We start from the raw sequence: 19,978 nt of genomic DNA, 5'->3' as shown, positions 1-19,978 counted from the left end.
GGCGGAGGGCCTGGCGGTCCTCCGCCCTCCCGTCGCGTCGGGCCGCGCTCCTCATGCCGCGGGCGGCGGCGACGGGCACTCGGGGACGAACTCACCGACGGTGTCCAGGGTGTTGCGCAACATCCTGACGAGCAGGGAGCGGACCGTCTCGCGCGCCAGCTCCGGATGGTTCAGCCAGTCGAGCGTGACCGACTCCACCGCGCTCAGCCAGCCGAGCAGGGCCAGCCGGGCCAGCTGCGGTATCCCCCGTCTGCCGTACGCGCCCTCCGCGATGGCGGCGATCAGTTCCTCACGGACCGCTTCGCGCAGTGCCTGCACCTGGGTGTCGAAGCCGACGCCGCCGGTGACGACGGTGCGGAAGGCGGCCTGATGGTGCTGCGCGTAGAGCAGATAGCCGTCGATGGTGCGGTGCACCCGTTCGGCACGGGGCAGCTCGGTGTCGCTCGCCGCGCGGGCGACAAGCTCCGCCACGGAATCCTCGACGACGGCGAAGTAGTAGCCGCGCTTGCTCTTGAAGTAGTAGTAGATCAGCCCTTTGGCTACCCCGGCGTGACGGGCCATGTCGTCCATGGACAACGCGTCGTAGGAGGTGTCGGCGAACAGCTTCCGCCCGGTCGCGATCAGTTCGGCGCGACGGAGCTGGGATCGCTCGGTCGCGAACTGTTGAGTGCTGTTCAATCAGGCCCAGTCCCCCGCTGCCTCAGGATTCCCCGAAGTATGACAGACGTCGTTCGGGACCAAGTGGGGCTGCCGGCAAGGACGTTGACGCACGACCGCAGGCGCCCGCTGCATCCGGTGCGGACGCGGCGGACGGTCGGGGCAGTCATGCGGCCCGGACCGCCCGGCGGGCACGGCTCTCCACGCGACAGCGAGCTTCGTCGCCGCGGGGAGCAGCCTGCCGGATCAGCGGATGCCGACGGACTCCAGAGCCCACCGCTGGGCGCGCGTGGGGCGGACCGGCCAGTACAGGTAGCAGACCCCGCCCGTGCCGGACACCACGGCGCCGGAGGCGTTGTGGCGCTTGGTGCGGAGCCAGATGTTCTCCCACTCGGACCGCTTGTAGACGTGCCGCACCGCGTCGTCGTCGTGCGATGCCGGATCGTTGGCGATCACATCGCCGTCCGCCGTGAAGCCGATCACCGTCATCAGATGCCCGGATGTGCCGTATCCCGCGCCGGTGAGCTCCTCCTTGAGGAACGACTGCGACGTTATGGCCGGGATGCCCGCCCGGATCAGGGTCTCCAGGTCATTGAGTGACGACAGCCGGGTGACCACCGAGCTCAGGTCCTGGTAGCTCGCCGCATAGGCGGCGTTGAACGGCCAGTTCCCGCAGCCCTCGTACTGGTAGTCGTATGTGTAGCGCGCCGCGTTGCAGACCTCGGGATCGGCGTAGCCGGGGTTCACCCACGCGAGGTCCTCGGCAGTCGGACCGCTCCCCCAGTACTTGATGATCATCGAGGACGAGGTGGGACTGCACCAGGCCTCACCACCGCCGTCGTACTCCGGGTACTGCCCGTCGTGGACGTCCTGGGAGAAGCGCGGGACGTCCAGTTCGCGGGCGTGACACGGCGTCGATGCGGGGACGGTGAACCGGTCCGGGATGTCGGACGCCATCGCGCCGAGCCGCCAGACGGTGGGGCTGAGCCCGGTGTCCGGCTTGCGGTAGAGGGTCAGCCGCAGCCGGTAGGAGACCAGGCGCAGCCCGCTCGCAGGAGCGTCGACGGAGAAGGTGTCGGTCCAGATGGAGCTCTTGCCGTCGCTCTGGTCGTCGACGGACGTGCGCTTGATGTCCTCGTCGCCGGATGCCCATCGCCCCATGACGTACCAGGGCGTCTCGGTGCCGTCGCTGTAGGTTCCGCGCAGTTCGGTCTGGAGCCAGGTGCCTGCCGGAGTGTGCGCGTTCCAGGAGGCGATGACCTCGGTGGCCGGTACCCGGGAGCGGTGGACGGGCGAGGTCCAGGTGGCGTAATCCCAGGACGCGGTCTTCTTGCTGTGCGGGTCGGTGTAGTCCATACGGCCGGCCGGTGAGCCGATCACCAGCGCCGGCCGCCGGCCCGCGACGGCTCGGACGCCTGCCGCGGCGCCGGAACGCCAGTCGGAGTATGTGGTCCAGGAACTGTTGTCCACGAGCGGAGGCGCGGGCCTTCCCTTGGCGACGGCCGGGGCGGCCGGAGCCCCCGGGGCGGCTGACGTGGTCCGGACGGCCGCGGACGCGGGAGCGGCGGATGCCGCCGCGGCACCCGCCGCGGCCGCGAGCGCGGCGGCGAGCACGGTTCGGCGCGGAGTTGAACTGGTCACGATGGTGGACCCCCAGTCGAGTACGGATGGGGCGGCAGCTGCACGGCAGTGGAGCAACTATCGCGGCTACCGGCGCACTTCTGCCAGTGATTCCCCTCGCGTCTTGGGACCAATATTGGTGTGGACCACTGGCGTGACCTGCGATGCGACCCTCTGCTCCTAGGCTGGCCCCATGAATGACCTTGATCGCCTCGCGGCTGCGGTCCGTGAACTCCCCGCCTCCTGCGGCCCGGTTCGCCTCATCGCGGTCGACGGCCATGCGGGGTCGGGGAAGAGCACTTTCTCGGCCAGGCTCGCCGCGGCACTGGACGGCGCGCCTGTACTGCATCTGGACGATCTGGCCACCCATCAGGAGCTCTTCGCCTGGATGGACCGTATGCGGTCCCAGGTGATCGGCCCGTTCGTCCGCGGTGAGGCCGCGCGGTACGGACCGTACGACTGGACACTGCGCCGCTTCGGCCCTGAAAGGAGCGTGCGCCCTGCTGACGTCGTCATTGTCGAAGGGGTGGGCGCCGGGCGGCAGGCGATGCGCCCTCACCTCGCGCAGCTGCTGTGGATGGACCGGGACGCCGAGGGTTCCTGGCGGCGGGGCCGCCGCAGGGACGGACCCGCGCTGTCGGGTTTCTGGGACGGCTGGACCGCGGCGGAAGCACAGCACTTCGCCGAGGACCCTTCCAGGCCATTCGCGCATCTTCTGGTGCGCGAGTTCCGCACGGGATACGAGTGGTGCCGGAACCCCTCAGTGACAGCATGAGCGACCCGTTCCGTGACGGACGGTGACCAGCTCTGCGGATGCCGGAGCTCCGGCGGAAAACCTCCCATCAAGTGCTTCAACTGTGCTTGACCCAGGGCCCGTACAGGTCTTACGTTCTCAATGTGCGGCTTTTCGAAGCCGCCGCGGACACGAAGCCCCCGGTTGTTCCCCCGTGATCGGGGGCTTCGTTCTGCCCACTTCACCCTCAAACGGACGCCCGGTATCCCTGATCGCTCACCCTCGGTCACCGCCGATCGCGTGCGAAGCGCCCCGGTGCGCGCCCCCTGCGCCCTTCGGTGCTCGCCCCCTGCGCAGGTACGATGCCCCTCGGGCGGCACCGGCAATTCCCGTCCGCTGCACAGCGGTTCACAGGCCGCAGGACTCCTGTCCGGCGGCACGGTACGGGGGCACGGTCTGTGGGGGACGTGATGGATTTCGGCATGCAGGGCACGCACGCCCCGGCCGACCTCGCCTGGCTGCGCGGAGTCGACGCCTACACGATGGGCGCATACCCGCAGGCCGAGGAGGAGTTCAGAGCCGCGGTGCGGCTCGATCCCGGGATGGCGGACGGCTGGCTCGGACTGCACGCGCTGCGGGTGGACACCACCACCGCGCTGCTGCGGATGTTCCGCCACAGGGAACGCTTCGGCGAACAGCGCTCACGGCTGAACCGGCCACTCAACTCCTGGTACTGGCTGGGCTGGTGGGTGCAGCCGGTGCTGGAGAGCCCACGCGATCTGCTGCTCGCGCACGCATCGCACTGGCTGGACGGGCGTCATGTGCCCGAACTCGACCGGGCACTCGCCGGGCTGCCCCCGGTCGACACCGACCCCCAGGTGCGCTTCCTGCACGCCTGCCGGGCCTATCTCGCCAAGGACTGGGAGCGGCTCGTCCGCCATACCGCGTCGTTGGTCGAGGACCCCCTGCTGGGCATCGAAGCGGGACTGTTCGGCGGTATGGCCCGGGTGCGCCTGGAGATGTACGGGCAGGCCGAGCCTCTGCTGTCGGCGGCGCTGATGCGCTGCCGCAGCGAACAGCCGCAGCGCAAGGAATTGCGCTACTGGCTCGCCCGTGCCCACGAGGGCACCGGCCGAACGGCGGCCGCCCTGCCCCTGTACCGGGCGGTGCACCGGGTGGATCCGGCCTTCATGGACACATCGGCACGGCTGGCCGCGATATCCGAGGGCGACGGATTCGACGAGACGGCCGACTACGCCGCCGTCGCGCTCGCCGGGTCCGGCCAGGACGCCGTGGACGGCCAGTCCGAAGGGGCGCTGCTCGAGAGTGATCCGGCGGAGAGCCGGGAGCTTCGTACCGGCGCCGATCCGCTCGGCGGCCCCGCCCCGGCCGACGCCGTGCGCAACAGGGAGATCTTTTCCGTGACCCCGGCGGGTCCGGAACTGCCCACCGGCCCCACCGACCCGGAGCTGCTCGCCGAGGCGCTGGCCGAGCTGGAGCGGATGGTCGGTCTGGAACCGGTGAAGCGTCAGGTCAAGGCACTGTCCGCGCAGCTCAACATGGCGAGGCTGCGGGCCGGGCAGGGCCTGCCCGTACAGCCCCCGAAGCGCCATTTCGTCTTCTCGGGCCCGTCAGGCACCGGCAAGACGACTGTCGCCCGGATTCTGGGCCGGGTCTTCTACGCGCTGGGGCTGCTCGGGGGCGACCACCTGATCGAGGCCCAACGGGCCGACCTGGTGGGGGAGTTCCTGGGGCAGACGGCCGTCAAGGCCAATGAGCTGATCGACTCGGCGCTGGGCGGGGTGCTGTTCGTCGACGAGGCGTACAGCCTCTCCAACTCGGGCTACAGCAAGGGCGACGCCTACGGGGACGAGGCTCTTCAGGTGCTGCTGAAGCGGGCCGAGGACAACCGGGATCACCTGGTCGTCATCCTGGCCGGCTACCCGGAGGGCATGGACCGTCTGCTCACCACCAACCCCGGTCTGTCCTCACGCTTCACCACCCGCGTCGACTTCCCCAGCTACCGGCCGCTGGAGCTCACCGCCATCGGCGAGGTGCTGGCCACGGAGAACGGCGACGTCTGGGACGAGGAGTCGCTGGACGAGCTGCGCTCGATCGCCGGGCATGTGGTGGACCAGGGCTGGATCGACGAACTGGGCAACGGCCGTTTTCTGCGCACGTTGTACGAGAAGAGCTGCGCCTACCGGGATCTGCGGCTGTCCGGGTATGCCGGAACACCTGACAGGGACGATCTGTCCACGCTGCGGCTGCCGGATCTGATGCAGGCGTACGGGGAGGTGCTGTCGGGACGCGGGCCGGTGGGACGCGGCACCCAGGAACCGCCGGCGCCCTGAGCGGCGCTGCGCGGCGCTCGCCCTCCCCCTTCCGGAGTTCCGGAGGGGGAGGACGGGCAGCGCCGCGCAGCCGGCCGGCTCACCCCGCCAGCGCCTGCTCGCTCCGTTCCATCCGCGGCTCCGACACCCGCCCCGCCGTGTCACGGTGTGCCGGGTCCCTGACCTCCCCCACCAGCATCTCCAGCACGTCCTCGAGCGCCACGAGTCCCAGCACCTTCCCCGAGGCGTCCGCGACCTGCGCCAGATGGGTCGCGGCCCTGCGCATCACGGTCAGGGCATCGTCCAGCGGAAGCTCCGTGCGCAGGGTGGTCATCGGCCGCCAGACCTGCTGCGGTACCGCACGGTGGCGTTCCTCCAGGTCGAGCACGTCCTTGACGTGCAGATAACCCATGAAGGCGCCACCGTCCGCGCAGACGGGGAAGCGGGAGTATCCGGTGCGCACGGTCAGCTCCTCGATCTGCTGGGGCGTGACCGAGGGGGCGACCGTGATCAGTTCGGCACGGGCGATGGTGACGTCCGCGATCGGGCGGCTGCCGAGTTCGAGCGCGTCCTCGAGGCGCTCCTGCGCCTCGGAGTCCAGCAGTCCTGCCTGGCCCGAGTCCTCGACGAGCCGGTTGAGCTGCTCGCTCGTGAAGACCGCCTCGACCTCGTCCCTTGGCTCGACGCCGAAGAGCTTCAGCACCAGCCGGGCGCAGGCGCCCAGGGCCACCGTCACCGGACGGCACAGCCGGGCGAACCCGACGAGCCCGGGGGCGAGCAGAAGCGCGGTCTTCCCGGGGGCCGCCATCGCGAGGTTCTTGGGGACCAGTTCGCCGATGATCAGGTGGAGCGACACGACACCGGCGAGTGCGATGACATAGCCCAGCGGATGGACCAGCCCGTCGGGCAGCCGTGCCGCCTCGAACAGCGGCTCCAGAAGGTGGGCGACGGTCGGCTCCGCGACAGCGCCGAGCGTCAGCGAACAGACGGTGATACCGAACTGCGCCGCCGCCATCATCCGCGGCAGGTTCTCCAGACCGTGGAGCACCTTACGGGCACGGGCGGAGCCTTCGGCGGCAAGCGGCTCGATCTGGCTGCGGCGCACCGAGACCAGCGCGAATTCGGCGCCCACGAAGAATCCGTTGGCGAGTACCAGAAGCAGGGCGAAGAGAAGCTGGAGGATGCTCATCGCACGCCCTCCGTGATCCCGGCGGGTACATCGGAGGTACGCACCAGACGCACCCGTTCGGCCCGGTAGCGGTCGACCTGGCGCACCGAGAGCCGCCAGCCGGGCAGCTCGGCCCGGTCACCGGGGGCCGGGATACGGCCCAGCAGATCGGCGATGAGCCCGGCGACGGTCTCATAGGGCCCTTCGGGCACTTCGAGACCTATCCGTCGCAGGGTGAGGACCCGGCAGCTGCCGTCGGCCTCCCAGGCGGGCCTGCCGTCCTCGGCGGGCAGGGCGGAAAGCTCGGGACGGCCGGCGTCCGCCCCGTCGTGCTCGTCCCTGACCTCACCGACGAGCTCCTCGACGATGTCCTCGAGAGTGACGACCCCGGCGGTGCCTCCGTACTCGTCGACCACCACGGCTATCGGCTGCTCGGTGCGCAGCCGCTCCAGCAGCTGCTGCACGGGCAGTGTCTCGGGCACCAGCAGGGGCGCCACGGCGACCCGGGACACCGACGTCCGCTGCCTGTCGTGCGGGGACACGGCGAGGGCGTCCTTCAGGTGGACCATCCCGACGACCTCATCGATGCGCTCCCGGTAGACCGGGAAGCGCGAGAGACCGGTCGCCCGGGTCAGATTGAGCACATCCGCCGCGGTCGCCGACGACTGCAGGGCGCTGACCTTCACCCGGGGTGTCATCACGTGCTGTGCGGTCAGCCCGGCCAGCGAGAGGGTCCGTACGAAGAGGTCGGCGGTGTCCTGCTCAAGCGTGCCCGCCTGCGCCGAGTGGCGCGCCAGCGATACCAGCTCGCCGGGGGTACGGGCGGAGGCGAGTTCGTCGGTCGGCTCCACCCCCAGGGCCCGCACCAGGCGGTTGGCGACGGTGTTCAGCAGGGCGATCACCGGCCGGAACGCGGCCGAGAACAGCTGCTGGGGCCCGGCGACGAACCGGGCGACCTGGAGCGGCTTGGAGACCGCCCAGTTCTTCGGGACGAGTTCGCCGATCACCATCTGCACGGCGGAAGCCAGCAGCATCCCGACGACGACGCTGATCCCGGAGACGGCCCCTTCGGGCAGTCCGGTCGCCGTCAGCGGCCCGGTGAGCAGCCGGGCGAGCGCCGGCTCGGCGAGCATGCCGACCACCAGTGAGGTGATGGTGATGCCGAGCTGGGTGCCGGACAGCTGGAAGGAGAGTTCCCGCAGCGCACGGACGACGGTGCCGGCCCGCCGGTCGCCGTCGGCGGCGGCGCGCTCGGCGTCAGCCCGTTCGACCGTGACGAGGCCGAACTCGGCCGCGACGAAGAATCCGTTGGCGAGAATCAGAAGGAAAGCTGCTCCGAGGAGCAGCAGGGGGATGGTCATGCCGCCGCCTCCGGCCGGGGGGCGGCGCAGGTACTACCGGACGATCCGTCCATTGCTGGAAGGAGTCACTCCTCATGTCGCAGGATGGCCCCGCGGGCCACTCGGACCACAGGGATGCGGGGCGGGGGCGCACCGGGCGCCGCCGCCACCAGAGTAAACAACCGCGGGGGTGTTCGGCAGGGGCTCAGCTCTTGGGTGCGCCCGTGCCGTGCGATTCCGCGAGAGCGCGCAGCGCGCCGGCGTCCCTGATCGCCCTGGCCCTGCCGATGCCCGGCTGAATGCCGAGTGCGGGCAGGCTGGTGCCGTCGCTGAGGTCGAGAAAGACCCAGGCGTCGCCCGGCCGCAGATTGACCCGCAGGATCTCGGCCCAGTCCAGCGTGCGCCGCGATGTGAGGTTGACCACCGTGACGCCGTCCTCGTCAGCGACCACCTTGGGGCGGCTGAGCAGCGCGAGTACTCCGAAGAAGATCAGCGCGGTGAGGATGAAGGTGACCCGGTCCCCCGTGGTCAGAGTGCTGAGGGTCAGGGAGATCCAGCAGAGGACGACCAGCATGATCGTCCCCACGGTCAGCAGCACGATCCGGGTGGGGGTCGGCCTGAAGGTGACGGGGAGGGTGGGCTGTTCGGGGGCGGTCATACTCCGTGGGTCCTTCGGGGCTGGTCGCGGTCCGTGTCGAGCGGCCGGTCAGAGACGGCAGGCGTGGATGGCGGTGGTGAGGATGGCCCGGGCTCCCAGGTCGTACAGACCGTCCATGATCCGCTGGGCCTCCTTGGCTGCGACCATGGAACGAACCGCCACCCAGCCCTCGTGGTGCAGCGGGGAGATGGTCGGCGACTCGAGACCCGGCGTGAGGGCCACGGCCTCCTCGAGGTGCTCGACCCGGCAGTCGTAGTCCATCATCACGTAGCTGCGGGCCACCAGAACGCCCTGCAGACGCCGGAGGAACTGCTGCACCTTCGGTTCATCCGCCTCGGCGCCGACCCGGCGGATGACCACTGCCTCGGACTTCAGGATCGGCTCGCCGATGACTTCGAGGCCCGCGTTGCGCAGTGACGTACCGGTTTCCACGACGTCGGCGATGATCTGCGCGACACCGAGCTCGATGGCGGTCTCGACCGCACCGTCGAGGTGCACCACCGAGGCGTCGACACCGCGGTCGGCGAGGTCCTTGCCGACGATGCCCTCGTAGGAGGTGGCGATGGTCTTCCCGCCGAAGTCCGCGGGGCCCGTGGCCGTACCGGGCTTGGTGGCGTAGCGGAAGGTGGAGCGTGCGAAGCCGAGCTGGAGGATCTCCTCGGCACTGGCGCCGGAGTCGAGCAGCAGGTCGCGGCCCGTGATGCCGATGTCGAGCTTTCCCGAGCTGACGTAGATCGCGATGTCGCGCGGGCGCAGGTAGAAGAACTCCACCTCGTTCCCGGGATCGACGAGAACGAGCTCCTTGGACTCCTTGCGCTGCTGGTAGCCGGCCTCATGGAGCATCGCCATCGCAGGCCCGGAGAGTGAACCCTTGTTGGGAACGGCGATGCGCAGCATGAGGTCAGCTTCCTTATGTAGCGGGGTGTGTGCGGTGCGTACGGAGATGAGGGCCGGGCTCAGAGATGGGCGTATACGTCGTCGAGCGAGATCCCGCGGGCGACCATCATCACCTGGACGTGGTACAGCAGTTGCGAGATCTCCTCGGCGGCGGCTTCCTTGCCCTCGTACTCGGCGGCCATCCAGACCTCGGCGGCCTCCTCGACGACCTTCTTGCCGATGGCATGCACACCCTTGCCCACCAGTTCGGCGGTACGGGAGGTGGAGGGGTCGCCGTCGGCGGCCTTGAGCTGGAGCTCGGAGAAGAGCTCTTCGAAGGTTTTGTTCGCCATGATGCTGCTAAGAGTACGGGGTCCGCGTCCCCACTCAGCGCCAGGGTTCGCTGACCGTGCGCAGTGTGGTCGCGGTGGCGACGGCGGCGGTGACAGCTTCGTGCCCCTTGTCCTCGTGGGAGCCCTCCAGTCCCGCCCTGTCCAGCGCCTGCTCCTCGGTGTCGCAGGTCAGCACGCCGAAGCCGACCGGTACTCCGGTTTCGACCGAGACCTGGGTGAGGCCGTTGGCCACGCCCTGGCAGACGTAGTCGAAATGCGGTGTGCCGCCCCTGATGACGACGCCGAGCGCCACGATGGCGTCGTAACCGCGTCCTGCCAGGACCTTGGCGACCACCGGGAGCTCGAAGCTGCCGGGGACCCGCAGCAGCGTCGGTTCGTCGATGCCCAGCTCTCCGAGGGCACGCAATGCGCCGTCGACGAGGCCGTCCATGACCTTCTCGTGCCACTGGGCCGCGATGACGGCCACGCGCAGGTCGCCGCAGTTCTTCACGGTGAGTTCGGGTGCGCCCTTGCCGCTCATGTCTCTCCCTCAGCCTTCTTGCTTCTTACTGGTTGCCGCAGGCCGACGTGTTGTCCAGCCAGGGCAGGTCATGTCCCATCCGGTCCCGCTTGGTCCGCAGGTACCGGAGATTGTGTTCGCCCGCCTGGACGGGCATCGGCTCCCGGCCGGTGACCGTGAGGCCGTGCCGGACGAGTGCGGATGTCTTCTCGGGGTTGTTGGTCATCAGCCGCAGGCTGCGCACTCCGAGGTCCTCGAGGATCTGCGCGCCCGCCGCGTAGTCACGGGCATCGGCGGGCAGCCCGAGTTCGAGGTTGGCGTCGAGGGTGTCCCGGCCGCGCTCCTGCAGTTCGTAGGCGCGCAGCTTGGAGAGCAGCCCGATGCCGCGTCCCTCGTGCCCGCGGAGGTAGACGACGACACCGCGTCCCGCGTCGGTGATCCGTTTCATCGACGCGTCCAGCTGGGGGCCGCAGTCGCAGCGCTGCGACTGGAAGATGTCGCCGGTGAGGCATTCGGAGTGGATCCGCACCAGGACGTCGTCCCCGTCCCCGATCTCGCCGTGCACCAGGGCCACGTGCTCGATGCCGTCGACCGCGGAGCGGTAGCCGTACGCCGTGAAGTCGCCGAAGGCGGTGGGCAGGTGGACGGTCGCCTCACGCCGGACGGTGGGCTCGGAGCTGCGGCGGTAGGCGATCAGATCCTCGATGGAGATGATCGTGAGGCCGTGCTTGCGGGCGAACGGGATCAGCTCGGGCAGCCGCAGCATCACTCCGTCCTCGCCCGCGATCTCGACGATCGCGCCGGCCGGGCGCAGACCCGCGAGACGGGCGAGGTCGACGGCCGCCTCGGTGTGCCCGTTGCGCACCAGCACACCGCCCGGCTTGGCACGCAGCGGGAAGACATGCCCGGGGCGTACGAAGTCGCCGGGCTCGGCCCGGCCGTTCGCGAGGAGCCGGAGAGTGGTGGCGCGGTCGGCCGCGGAGATGCCGGTCGTGACGCCGTGCCGGGTGCTCGCATCGACGGAAACGGTGAAGGCCGTCTGCATCGACTCGGTGTTGTGCGTGACCATCTGCGGCAGGTCGAGCCGCTCCAGCTCGTCGCCCTCCATGGGCGCACAGATCAGCCCGCGGCACTCGCTCATCATGAACGCCACGATCTCGGGGGTGGCCTTCTCCGCGGCCATGACGAGGTCGCCCTCGTTCTCACGGTCCTCGTCGTCGACGACCACCACGGGGCGGCCTGCGGCGATGTCGCGGATGGCCTGTTCGACGGGATCGAGGGACAGGTCCTCGGAGTTGTCGGTCGAGTACCAGACGGGCTGCGCAGTCATGCTGCTGCTCCTTCGAGGGCGGGCTCGGTGGTCGTACGGGAGCGGAGCCACCAGTCGCGCATGCCCCACAGGACGAGCGCGCCGTAGACGACATAGATGAGGCCGGAGAAAGCGAGGCCGCTGTGGAAGTTGAGTGGAACGCCCACCAGGTCGACGAGCAGCCAGGCGAACCAGAACTCGACCAGGCCGCGCGCCTGAGCGACCATCGCGACCACGGTGCCGACGAAGATGTAGGCGTCCGCCCACGGGCTCCAGGAGAGCGAGGGGAAGGCCGTGAACAGGCCGCCGACCGCGAGTGTCCCGAGGGCGGCGCCGGCCACCAGGTACCCCCGCTCGCGCCAGCGGGCGAACCGGACGGCCAGGGTGCCGTCCTGGGCCTGCTGCCGGCCGGAGCTCCATCGCTGCCAGCCCCAGACGGCCACCGCGATGACGACGATCTGCTTGCCGACGCCTCCCGCCTGCTGCACGGAGAGGTTGGCGGCCACGAGGATCACCCCGGACAGGAACTGGGCGGGCCAGGTCCAGATGGACCGCCGCCAGCCGAGCGCCAGCGCCGCCAGCCCGATGGTGTTGCCGAGCATGTCCGACCAGATGATGTGCTGGCCGAAGGCGGTGAACGCCTCGGTGTTGAGCCAGGACAGTGCGCTCACTTCACCCGCTCCTCTGTGTCGGTGACGGACGGGGCGCCGGCGGGGATGCCGGGGACGGCGCCCGCGCCGAGCAGCCTTTCGACGTACTTGGCGAGCACATCCACTTCCAGGTTGACCGGGTCACCGGGCTGCTTGAGGCCGAGTGTGGTCAGCGCGAGCGTGGTCGGGATGAGGCTGATGGTGAAGTAGTCGCGGCCCGCTTCGACCACGGTCAGGCTCACGCCGTCGACGGTGATGGAACCCTTTTCGACGACATAGCGGGTGAGGTCGGCGGGCAGCGAGATCTTCACGATCTCCCAGTTCTCGGAGAGCTTGCGTTCCACGATGGTGCCGGTGCCGTCCACGTGCCCCTGGACCAGGTGTCCGCCGAGGCGGCCGCCGAGCGCCATGGGCCGCTCGAGGTTCACCCGGGAACCGACATCGAGCGCGCCGAGGCTGGAACGGGTGAGCGTCTCGGCCATGACATCGGCGGTGAATTCGCCGCTGCCGAAGTCGACCACCGTGAGACAGACTCCGTTGACGGCGATCGAGTCGCCGTGCGTGGCGCCGTCGGTGACGACGGGTCCGCGCAGACGGAAGCGGGAGGCGTCGCCGAGATTCTCGACGGCGGTGACCTCACCCAGTTCTTCGACGATTCCGGTGAACACGGCGCTCAGCGCTCCTTAGGGGTGGCGGTGATCCGCAGATCGGGGCCGATGCGGACGGTCTCGGTGACGTCGAGGCGCAACGCTTCGGTGATGGTGGTGATTCCGGCATCGGCGAGCGCGGCGGGGCCCGCGCCGATGAGTACGGGGGCGAGATAGCCGACGACCCGGTCGACGGCGCCCGCGGCCACGAAAGCCCCGGCCAGGGCAGGACCGCCTTCGAGGAGTACCGAGCGGACGCCGCGCTCGTGGAGCGCCGCGAGCAGGGCCGGGATGTCGAGACCGCCGGCGGTGCGCGGGAGCCGCACGACGCCGGGAAGACCTGTCTGCGCGTCGTCGGCGACGGCGATCAGCGTCGGCGCTGCGTCGTCGAGGATGCGCGCACCGGCCCTGACCGCCGTCGCATTGGTGTCGACGACGACCCGCAGAGGCTGAATGGCGCCCTCGATGCCGCGTACCGCGAGGTGCGGGTCGTCGGTGCGGGCCGTGCCCGAGCCGACCACGACCGCGTCCGACTCGGCGCGCAGCCGGTGGACGTCGGCGCGGGACTCTGGCGAAGTGATCCAGCGGCTCGTGCGGTCGGCCGCTGCGATCCGGCCGTCGAGGGATGCCGCGTACTTCCAGGTGACATGGGGCCGGCCGAGGCGCACGGAGGTGAGCCAGGCGGCGTTGCCCGCTTCGGCCTCATCGGTGAGGACGCCGGCCGTCACCTCGATCCCGGCCGCACGCAGGGTGTCGGCGCCGCCGGTGGCCTGAGGGTTCGGGTCGCCCACGGCGTAGACCACGCGGGCGATCCCCGCATCGATGAGCGCCTGGGCGCAGGGACCCGTGCGACCGGTGTGATTGCAGGGTTCGAGCGTGACGTACGCGGTCGCGCCGCGGGCCAGTCGGCCGGCTGCGGTGAGTGCGTTCACCTCGGCGTGCGGCCCGCCTGCGCGCTGGTGGAAGCCTTCACCGACAGTCCTGCCCGCGGCGTCGGCGATGACGCATCCGACGACCGGATTGGGGCTGGTGGAGCCGAGTCCGCGGGCTGCGAGCGAGATCGCTCGGCGCATGGCGTCGGCTGCGTGCGCCGATACAGCGGCTGCGGTGGCCACCGGGTCCTCCTGCCTCTTCGGGCACGGACTCCGGGGCCTGTCGATGACGACAGAAAGCGGGAACGCGTCAGCACGCCGGAGCACGAGGGACACGTCCATGGACGTGTCACCGGCAACGGCATACCGAACGGCCCGCCGCGCACTGCCTCCCATCCGGACTTTCACCGTCGGTCCAGGAATTTCACCTGGTCAACCGCCCGCTGGATGCGGACGGGTCGCGGACTGTAACCGCCGGTTCGGAATTACACCGACCCCGGAGTGCGCTGCTGCTGTTACATGGTCAGTCTGCCACGTCCGGCTGTCGGCCATGCGGGGGACCGCTGTGGGGTGGCTCACAGACGGGTCCGGAAACCGCCGCTCGCGCGGTGCGGCCCGGGCGCCTCAGCCGCTGAACAGCTCGTCCTGCGCGGCTTCGCGCGCCGTGAGCAGCGCGCCGTGCAGTACCGCGCCACCGCCCAGCGCCCCGGCCCGTACTTCTGTACGCAGCGGGGAGAGCCGGGCCACGTGTTCACCGACCAGGACGGCGAGCCCCGGTCCGCCCGCGAGTCCGACCTCACCGCCGATCACCACGCAGCCGGGGTCGAGCACGGCCGCGACCGCCGCGACACCGACGGCGATGCGCCGGGCGAGCGCGTCCAGGAACGCCGCACCGCTGTCCCCGGCCGACGGCGCGCTCCGCACGACGGCGGCGGCGGCGGGCTCCTGCGGCTCCGGGACCGCCTCGATGCCGTGCTCGGCGGCGAGCGCGCAGATCCCGGCGCTGCCCACCAGCGCGTGGAATCCGTCGTCGCACCCGGTGGCCGAAGGAAGACCCCCGGAGCCCGGCACCGGGAGGAAGCCGAGTTCTCCGGCGCCGCCCGAGGCCCCGCGGCGCAGCTTTCCCCCGAGCACCACGGCGGCGCCCACCCCGTGGCCGAGCCACAGCAGCACGAAGGTGTCGAGGCCGCGGGCGGCGCCAGTCCGCTGTTCGGCGACGGCAGCCAGATTGGTCTCGTTCTCGACGAGGACGGTGGCGGGCAGCCTTTCCTGCAGGGCGACGACGAGCCGGCGGTGCCAGGCGGGCAGCCCGGTGGTGGCGCGCAGCTCTCCGGTGGCCGGGTCGATCAGGCCGGGGGCGCCGATGCCGACACTGTGCAGCCGGGCGGCGCCCGCCTGGGCCACCGTCCGCTCCAGGAGCGCCACCGCCTGCTCGACGGCGGGCTCGGTGCCGGTGTCCTGACTGATGGGCAGCGTGGCCTCGGCGAGGGTGAGTCCCAGCAGGTCGGCGACGACCACGGCGACGCCGCCGGTCCGTACGTCGAGGGCCGCGAGGTGAGCCCGGTCCGCGACGATCCCGTAGAGCCGTGCGTTCGGGCCGCGGCGGTCAGCGCCGGACTCGCCGACGACCTCGATCAGCCCGGCGCCCTGCAATCGGTCCACGAGGTCGGCGACGCTCGGGCGGGACAGTCCGGTGAGTGTCTTCAGCTGGCCTGCCGTCAACGGGCCTTCGTCCTGCAGGAGGTCGAGGGCGAGCCGGTCGTTGATGGCCCGGGCGGTGCTCGAGGAAGCGGGCATGCCGGGGATCCTTCCAGATCTATTTATCAGGCAGGTTACCTGATAGTTTACTGGCGCACCGCGGCCCGGCACACGGACACACCATGCGAACGCGGCCCGCAGAACAACACCCGGGGAGGGTGCATGACCGGTGGAACGGACTTCGGCCAACAGACTCTGAAGCGGGGGCGGTACGCGCTGGCCGCGGTGTTCTGCGTGCACGGCGCGGTCACCGGCAGTTTCGCCACCCGTATCCCCTGGATCCAGGACCACACCGGAGTCAGCGCGGGGCAGCTCGGTCTCGCCCTGGCGTTCCCTGCCATCGGCTCCACCCTGCTGATGCCCCTTTCCGGTGCCATCTCCCATCGCTTCGGCGCACGCAGGGCTCTGAGCGGACTGCTCGCCCTGTGGACGTTCTCCCTGGCCCTGCCCGGCTTTTCGTCGAATCTGATCACCCTCTGCGCAGCCCTTTTCGTCTACGGCGCGACGGCGGGCATGTCGGACGTGGCGATGAACGCGCTGGGCGTCGAGACCGAGACCCGTCTCGGCAGGTCGATCATGTCGGGGCTGCACGGAATGTGGAGCGCCGGCGCACTGATCGGATCGGCGGCAGGCACGCTCGCCGCCCATCTGGGCAGCGACGCCAGGCTCCATCACTGCATAGCCGCGGCCGCCCTCACCGTGCTGGGGCTCGTCGCCTGCCGGAGTGTGCTCGATGTTCAGAGCGCACCCGACGAGGCGGCGCCGCCCCGGTTCACGCTGCCGCCGAAGTCGGCATTGATCATCGGCGCCGTCGGCTTCTGCGCCGTCTTCGCGGAGGGCGGCAGCCTGGACTGGTCGGCGGTCTTCCTGCGGGACACCCTGAACACCTCACCGGGCGCGGCCGCGGGTTCCACCACCGCCTTCGCTCTCACCATGGCGCTGGCCAGACTCGCGGGCGACCGCGTGGTGGACCGCTTCGGAGCCGTGCGGACCGTGCGTGCGGGCGGGATCCTGGCCACGCTCGGCGGGGTACTGGTCGTCCTGGCGCCCAACCCTCCTGCCGCCATGGCCGGTTTCGCGCTGATCGGGCTCGGTGTCGCCGTCGTCGTACCGCTGGCCTTCGCGGCTGCCGGACGCAGCGGGCCCCGGCCCAGCCAGGCCATCGCCGGTGTCGCGACCATCACCTACACCTCCGGGCTCGTGGCGCCTTCGGCTATCGGCGGCATCGCCAACGCGACCTCGCTCGTGTGGTCGTTCACCTTGGTGACGGTACTGACCTTCGGCCTAGTACTGGGCGCCGGCGTCCTGCGCCCCGGCAGGTCCGCGGCGCAGAAATCAACCCCCCTCGACGCAGAGGCCCCGGGCCCGCACCCCTGAACCGCCGGCGCATCGCGGGCGTCATCGGATGGTGCACGCGCGGCAGCCGCGTCCGGACGGGACCGGACACGGCTGCCGTGCGCGCCGCCGGAGGGGGCGGGTCCCCGGTTCAGCCCGCTATCGAGTCCAGTTGCTCCGCCGCGGGCCGCAACGCCCACAGGTCACCGCCGGGCGGCGCCTGGAGGTCCGGCACCGCGGCCCGGGCCCTGACGTCTCCCGCGTCCGCGGCCGCGTGCACGATGTCGCTCGCCGCGTACCGGTAGAACTCCAGCTCCGGATACGGCCAGTCGGACTCCCCGGTGGCGGCGGGCAGCAGACAGTCGACCGCCTTGAACAGGCTCTGCCCCTGCGGCCCCTGATAGGCCCACAGGTTCACCCCGACCCGCCTGCCGATGGCGGCGAGCCGGGTGTAGGCCACCAGGTCGAACGTCGAGTAGTGCCAGCTACGGGTGCGGGCCAGTTCCTGCGGCTGGGTGCCGTCCCCGGCGATCTGGGCGTCGATCCGCTTCGAACGGGCGTCGAGGACCACCCTGCGCGCCAGGGCCCGGTCCCCGGTGGCGAGCGCGAGCCCGGCCACCTGCATGTCCATGAAGGTGCCGTGGTTGTTCCCGGCGGCCGACTCCTGCCTGCCGAAGTCGGAGCCCACCAGCCAGCCCAGGAAGTCCTTGTTCCAGGCGGTCATGCCGGCGCGGTCGCTTCTCGTCCAGCCCGGCGCCCCCGTGTCCAGCACGGCGATGGCGTCGAGGACGCTGGTGTACTGCTGCGAGAAGTCGATGATGCCGATCGCCCTGCCGTCGTACTTGCAGGGAATGAACTGCCCGTGGTCGAGATTCGGGTTCATCCGGGTCGCCGGATCGACGAACCAGGTCCGCACGATGGTGGCTGCGTGCTCCGCGTACTCCATCCTGCCCGTGTAGTACCAGGCCAGGCTGAGCGTGGTGACCGAGTTGAAGACCTTTCCGATGTCGGGCCGGTCGGTGCCGGTGTCGACCTCGGGGTTGCGCTCGCCGTCACGCTGGACGTACGGACAGCCCCAGGGGTTGTCCGCGGACTTCGGCTGGGACGGCCACCAGTAGGGGGCCTGGCTCAGATAGTCGTGCGGGTCGCCCCCCGGAGCCGGCTGCGGCTTGTCGGTGACGGTCCACGGGCCCTGGCCGAGCCAGGTGTCCGCGGCCGCGGTCAGCGATCTCAGCGACCTGCGGAGCGCGGGGTCGCCGCGGTCGATGCGCATGCGTGCCTGCTGAAGCCGTTCACCGTCGATCACCGCGGTCCTGGGCACCTTCCAAGCGGAGGTGTGCTGGGCGGTCGCGGCGGAGGACTCGGCCGGAACGAGTACGGCGGCCACGGTGACCGCGGCGGCGATCAGCGCGGCCGGACGCCATCGGGGTCTTCCGTTCATGGAACGCTCCTATCAGATATATGAACGCAGTTCATAAACAAGACCGTTGGTGAGCGTAGGGCCGCCGACCCCGCACGACAATGCTCCGTACGCGATTCATGGATGAGACCCGCGGGCGCTGAGGACAGGAGAGCCGGCCGCTGCAAAGGGAGTCCGTGGTTCCGGATTAGCATGACCTCCGGCGCGCGCCGGATCCCCGAGCGCCGACGAGGGTCCCGCTCCCGGGCCGGGCACCCGCACCACAGAGCACCGAGGAGCAGGACCATGGCGGGCTTCGGCTGGAAGCTGCACGGCGACGGCAAGAGCCTCGCACCCGGCGAAGTCGTCAAACCCGGTGAGCGGCTCACCTGGGGGCGCACCGCGGGCCTCGGTGCGCAGCATGTGGTCTCGATGATCGGTGCCTGCTTCGTGGCGCCGATCCTGATGGGCCTGGATCCCAACCTGGCCGTCATGGCCTCCGGTGTGGCCACCATATTCTTCCTGCTCGCCACCCGCGGCCGCATCCCCAGCTACCTCGGCAGCAGCCTGTCCTTCGTCGGTGTCGCGGCGGTCATCAAGACCCAGGGCGGCGGGATCGCCACCCTCACCGGCGCACTGCTGATCGTCGGCGTGGTGCTGTTCCTGTGCGGGGCGGCCGTCCGCGCACTCGGCGCGCGCATCATCCACGCCGTACTGCCACCGGTGGTCACCGGCGCTGTCGTGATGCTCATCGGTTTCAATCTCGCCCCGGTGACCGCGGGTACCTACTGGCCGCAGGACCAGTGGACCGCTCTGCTCACCATGCTCTTCACCGGCTTCGCGCTCGTCGCGCTGCGCGGGTTCTGGTCACGTATCGCGATCTTCCTCGGACTGGCCTTCGGCTACGGGGTCTCCTGGGTCTTCGACCGGATCTTCGGACGGATCCACTCAACCACCGGCTCCGGGGCCGCCACCGACCACTGGCGGCTCGACCTGTCCGGCGTGGGCCGCGCCGACTGGATCGGACTGCCCGACTTCCACGCGCCGAGCTTCTCCCTCTCGGCGATCCTGGTCGCCCTGCCCGTGGTGGTGGCGCTGATCGCCGAGAACGCCGGCCACGTCAAGGCGGTCGGCGAGATGACCGGTGATCCACTCGACGACCGGCTCGGCGGGGCGATCATGGCCGATGGCGCGGCCACCGTCCTCTCGACGGCCGTCGGCGGTCCTGCGACCACCACCTATGCGGAGAACATCGGCGTGATGGCCGCGACCCGCATCTACTCCACCGCCGCCTACTGGTGCGCAGCGGGCTTCGCCATCCTCTTCGGACTCTGCCCGAAGTTCGGGGCGGTCGTCGCCGCCATCCCGGGCGGTGTGCTCGGCGGGATCACGGTCGTCCTCTACGGCATGATCGGTCTGCTCGGCGCCCAGATCTGGATCCGCGCCCGCGTGGATCTCTCCAATCCGCTGCACCTGGTGCCCGTCGCCGCCGGCCTCATCATCGGCATCGGCGATGTCAGTCTGAGTTTCACCGACAACTTCCGGCTGAGCGGCATCGCCCTGGGCACCCTGACCGTGCTGATCGGCTATCACGCGCTGCGGCTGTTCGCTCCTGCGCACATGACGCAGGACTCGCCGCTGCTCGACGCCGGAACCTCCTCGTACGACAGCACGCCGCCCGACCCGCACTGAGCACCGCCGTTCCGGGGACGGCTGCGCCGGGCAGGAGCGGGCACGCCGGGGAGCGCCGCCAACTTTCTGGTATAGACCT

Annotated in this window: 18 protein-coding genes and 1 riboswitch; of the genes, 4 read left to right on the top strand and 14 right to left on the bottom strand. The window is 70.4% G+C overall.

The window, feature by feature from the left end; genetic code table 11:
* Positions 1-51 precede the first annotated feature (51 nt).
* Both OHS16_RS27265 and OHS16_RS27260 read right to left on the bottom strand, forming a co-directional pair.
* A complete protein-coding gene (locus tag OHS16_RS27265) occupies positions 52-678 on the bottom strand; it encodes a TetR/AcrR family transcriptional regulator (protein ID WP_328539890.1) in 627 nt (208 codons plus the stop codon).
* A 225-nt stretch (positions 679-903) separates the two neighbouring features.
* A complete protein-coding gene (locus OHS16_RS27260) occupies positions 904-2,298 on the bottom strand; it encodes a peptidase C39 family protein (RefSeq protein WP_328539889.1) in 1,395 nt (464 codons plus the stop codon).
* A gap of 172 nt (positions 2,299-2,470) precedes the next feature.
* On the opposite strand from OHS16_RS27260, the gene OHS16_RS27255 reads away from it, so the two are divergent.
* Both OHS16_RS27255 and OHS16_RS27250 read left to right on the top strand, forming a co-directional pair.
* The gene (locus tag OHS16_RS27255) at positions 2,471-3,052 is read left to right on the top strand and encodes a uridine kinase family protein (RefSeq protein ID WP_328539888.1); all 582 of its coding nucleotides are present in this window, start codon (positions 2,471-2,473) and stop codon (positions 3,050-3,052) included.
* 428 nt (positions 3,053-3,480) lie between these two features.
* A complete protein-coding gene (locus OHS16_RS27250; RefSeq protein ID WP_328541006.1) occupies positions 3,481-5,364 on the top strand; it encodes an AAA family ATPase in 1,884 nt (627 codons plus the stop codon).
* A 79-nt stretch (positions 5,365-5,443) separates the two neighbouring features.
* On the opposite strand, the gene OHS16_RS27245 is transcribed toward OHS16_RS27250, so the two are convergent.
* The 11 genes from OHS16_RS27245 to OHS16_RS27195 form a co-directional block, all read right to left on the bottom strand.
* On the bottom strand, positions 5,444-6,532 hold the full coding sequence (locus OHS16_RS27245; RefSeq protein ID WP_328539887.1) for a hemolysin family protein: 1,089 nt from the start codon (positions 6,530-6,532) through the stop codon (positions 5,444-5,446).
* Positions 6,529-7,872, bottom strand: coding sequence for a hemolysin family protein (locus tag OHS16_RS27240; RefSeq protein ID WP_328539886.1), 1,344 nt, complete (start codon positions 7,870-7,872; stop codon positions 6,529-6,531). Before OHS16_RS27240 ends, OHS16_RS27245 begins: the two co-directional genes overlap by 4 nt.
* Positions 7,873-8,056: 184 nt before the next feature.
* The gene (locus OHS16_RS27235; protein WP_328539885.1) at positions 8,057-8,509 is read right to left on the bottom strand and encodes a PH domain-containing protein; all 453 of its coding nucleotides are present in this window, start codon (positions 8,507-8,509) and stop codon (positions 8,057-8,059) included.
* Positions 8,510-8,557: 48 nt separating this feature from the next.
* A complete protein-coding gene (gene hisG, locus OHS16_RS27230; protein ID WP_328539884.1) occupies positions 8,558-9,406 on the bottom strand; it encodes an ATP phosphoribosyltransferase in 849 nt (282 codons plus the stop codon).
* 59 nt (positions 9,407-9,465) lie between these two features.
* Positions 9,466-9,738: a phosphoribosyl-ATP diphosphatase gene (locus OHS16_RS27225; RefSeq protein ID WP_328539883.1), complete on the bottom strand. Its 273-nt coding sequence runs from the start codon at positions 9,736-9,738 to the stop codon at positions 9,466-9,468.
* Between the two features lie 34 nt (positions 9,739-9,772).
* Complete coding sequence (gene ribH, locus OHS16_RS27220; RefSeq protein WP_328539882.1) at positions 9,773-10,258, bottom strand: 6,7-dimethyl-8-ribityllumazine synthase; 486 nt, start codon at positions 10,256-10,258, stop codon at positions 9,773-9,775.
* Between the two features lie 25 nt (positions 10,259-10,283).
* Positions 10,284-11,567, bottom strand: a complete 1,284-nt coding sequence (locus tag OHS16_RS27215) for a bifunctional 3,4-dihydroxy-2-butanone-4-phosphate synthase/GTP cyclohydrolase II (RefSeq protein ID WP_328539881.1) — start codon at positions 11,565-11,567, stop codon at positions 10,284-10,286.
* Positions 11,564-12,217 (bottom strand): nicotinamide mononucleotide transporter family protein, encoded by a 654-nt coding sequence (locus OHS16_RS27210; RefSeq protein WP_328539880.1) that lies wholly within the window; start codon positions 12,215-12,217, stop codon positions 11,564-11,566. The genes OHS16_RS27215 and OHS16_RS27210 overlap by 4 nt, the downstream gene beginning before the upstream one ends.
* Complete coding sequence (locus tag OHS16_RS27205) at positions 12,214-12,864, bottom strand: riboflavin synthase (RefSeq protein WP_328539879.1); 651 nt, start codon at positions 12,862-12,864, stop codon at positions 12,214-12,216. Before OHS16_RS27205 ends, OHS16_RS27210 begins: the two co-directional genes overlap by 4 nt.
* A 5-nt stretch (positions 12,865-12,869) precedes the next feature.
* Positions 12,870-13,916: a bifunctional diaminohydroxyphosphoribosylaminopyrimidine deaminase/5-amino-6-(5-phosphoribosylamino)uracil reductase RibD gene (ribD, locus tag OHS16_RS27200; protein ID WP_328541005.1), complete on the bottom strand. Its 1,047-nt coding sequence runs from the start codon at positions 13,914-13,916 to the stop codon at positions 12,870-12,872.
* A 177-nt stretch (positions 13,917-14,093) separates the two neighbouring features.
* A riboswitch (FMN riboswitch) is annotated at positions 14,094-14,224 on the bottom strand.
* Between the two features lie 115 nt (positions 14,225-14,339).
* Positions 14,340-15,512 carry an ROK family transcriptional regulator gene (locus OHS16_RS27195; protein WP_328539878.1) on the bottom strand — a complete coding sequence of 391 codons (1,173 nt, stop codon included), beginning with the start codon at positions 15,510-15,512 and terminating at the stop codon, positions 14,340-14,342.
* Positions 15,513-15,635: 123 nt separating this feature from the next.
* Here OHS16_RS27195 and OHS16_RS27190 point away from each other — a divergent pair, with 123 nt between their 5' ends.
* Complete coding sequence (locus tag OHS16_RS27190; protein ID WP_328539877.1) at positions 15,636-16,850, top strand: MFS transporter; 1,215 nt, start codon at positions 15,636-15,638, stop codon at positions 16,848-16,850.
* Between the two features lie 109 nt (positions 16,851-16,959).
* Here the strand turns inward: OHS16_RS27190 and OHS16_RS27185 are convergent, their stop codons facing one another.
* Positions 16,960-18,249, bottom strand: a complete 1,290-nt coding sequence (locus OHS16_RS27185; protein ID WP_328539876.1) for an alginate lyase family protein — start codon at positions 18,247-18,249, stop codon at positions 16,960-16,962.
* Between the two features lie 264 nt (positions 18,250-18,513).
* Between OHS16_RS27185 and OHS16_RS27180 the strand changes: the two genes are divergently transcribed.
* On the top strand, positions 18,514-19,899 hold the full coding sequence (locus OHS16_RS27180) for a uracil-xanthine permease family protein (RefSeq protein ID WP_328539875.1): 1,386 nt from the start codon (positions 18,514-18,516) through the stop codon (positions 19,897-19,899).
* Positions 19,900-19,978: the final 79 nt, after the last annotated feature.

Source organism: Streptomyces sp. NBC_00344, from assembly GCF_036088315.1.
GTDB lineage: Bacteria > Actinomycetota > Actinomycetes > Streptomycetales > Streptomycetaceae > Streptomyces.
The sequence above is the reverse complement of the archived record's forward strand: the minus strand, read 5'-3'. Positions and strand labels throughout refer to the sequence as shown.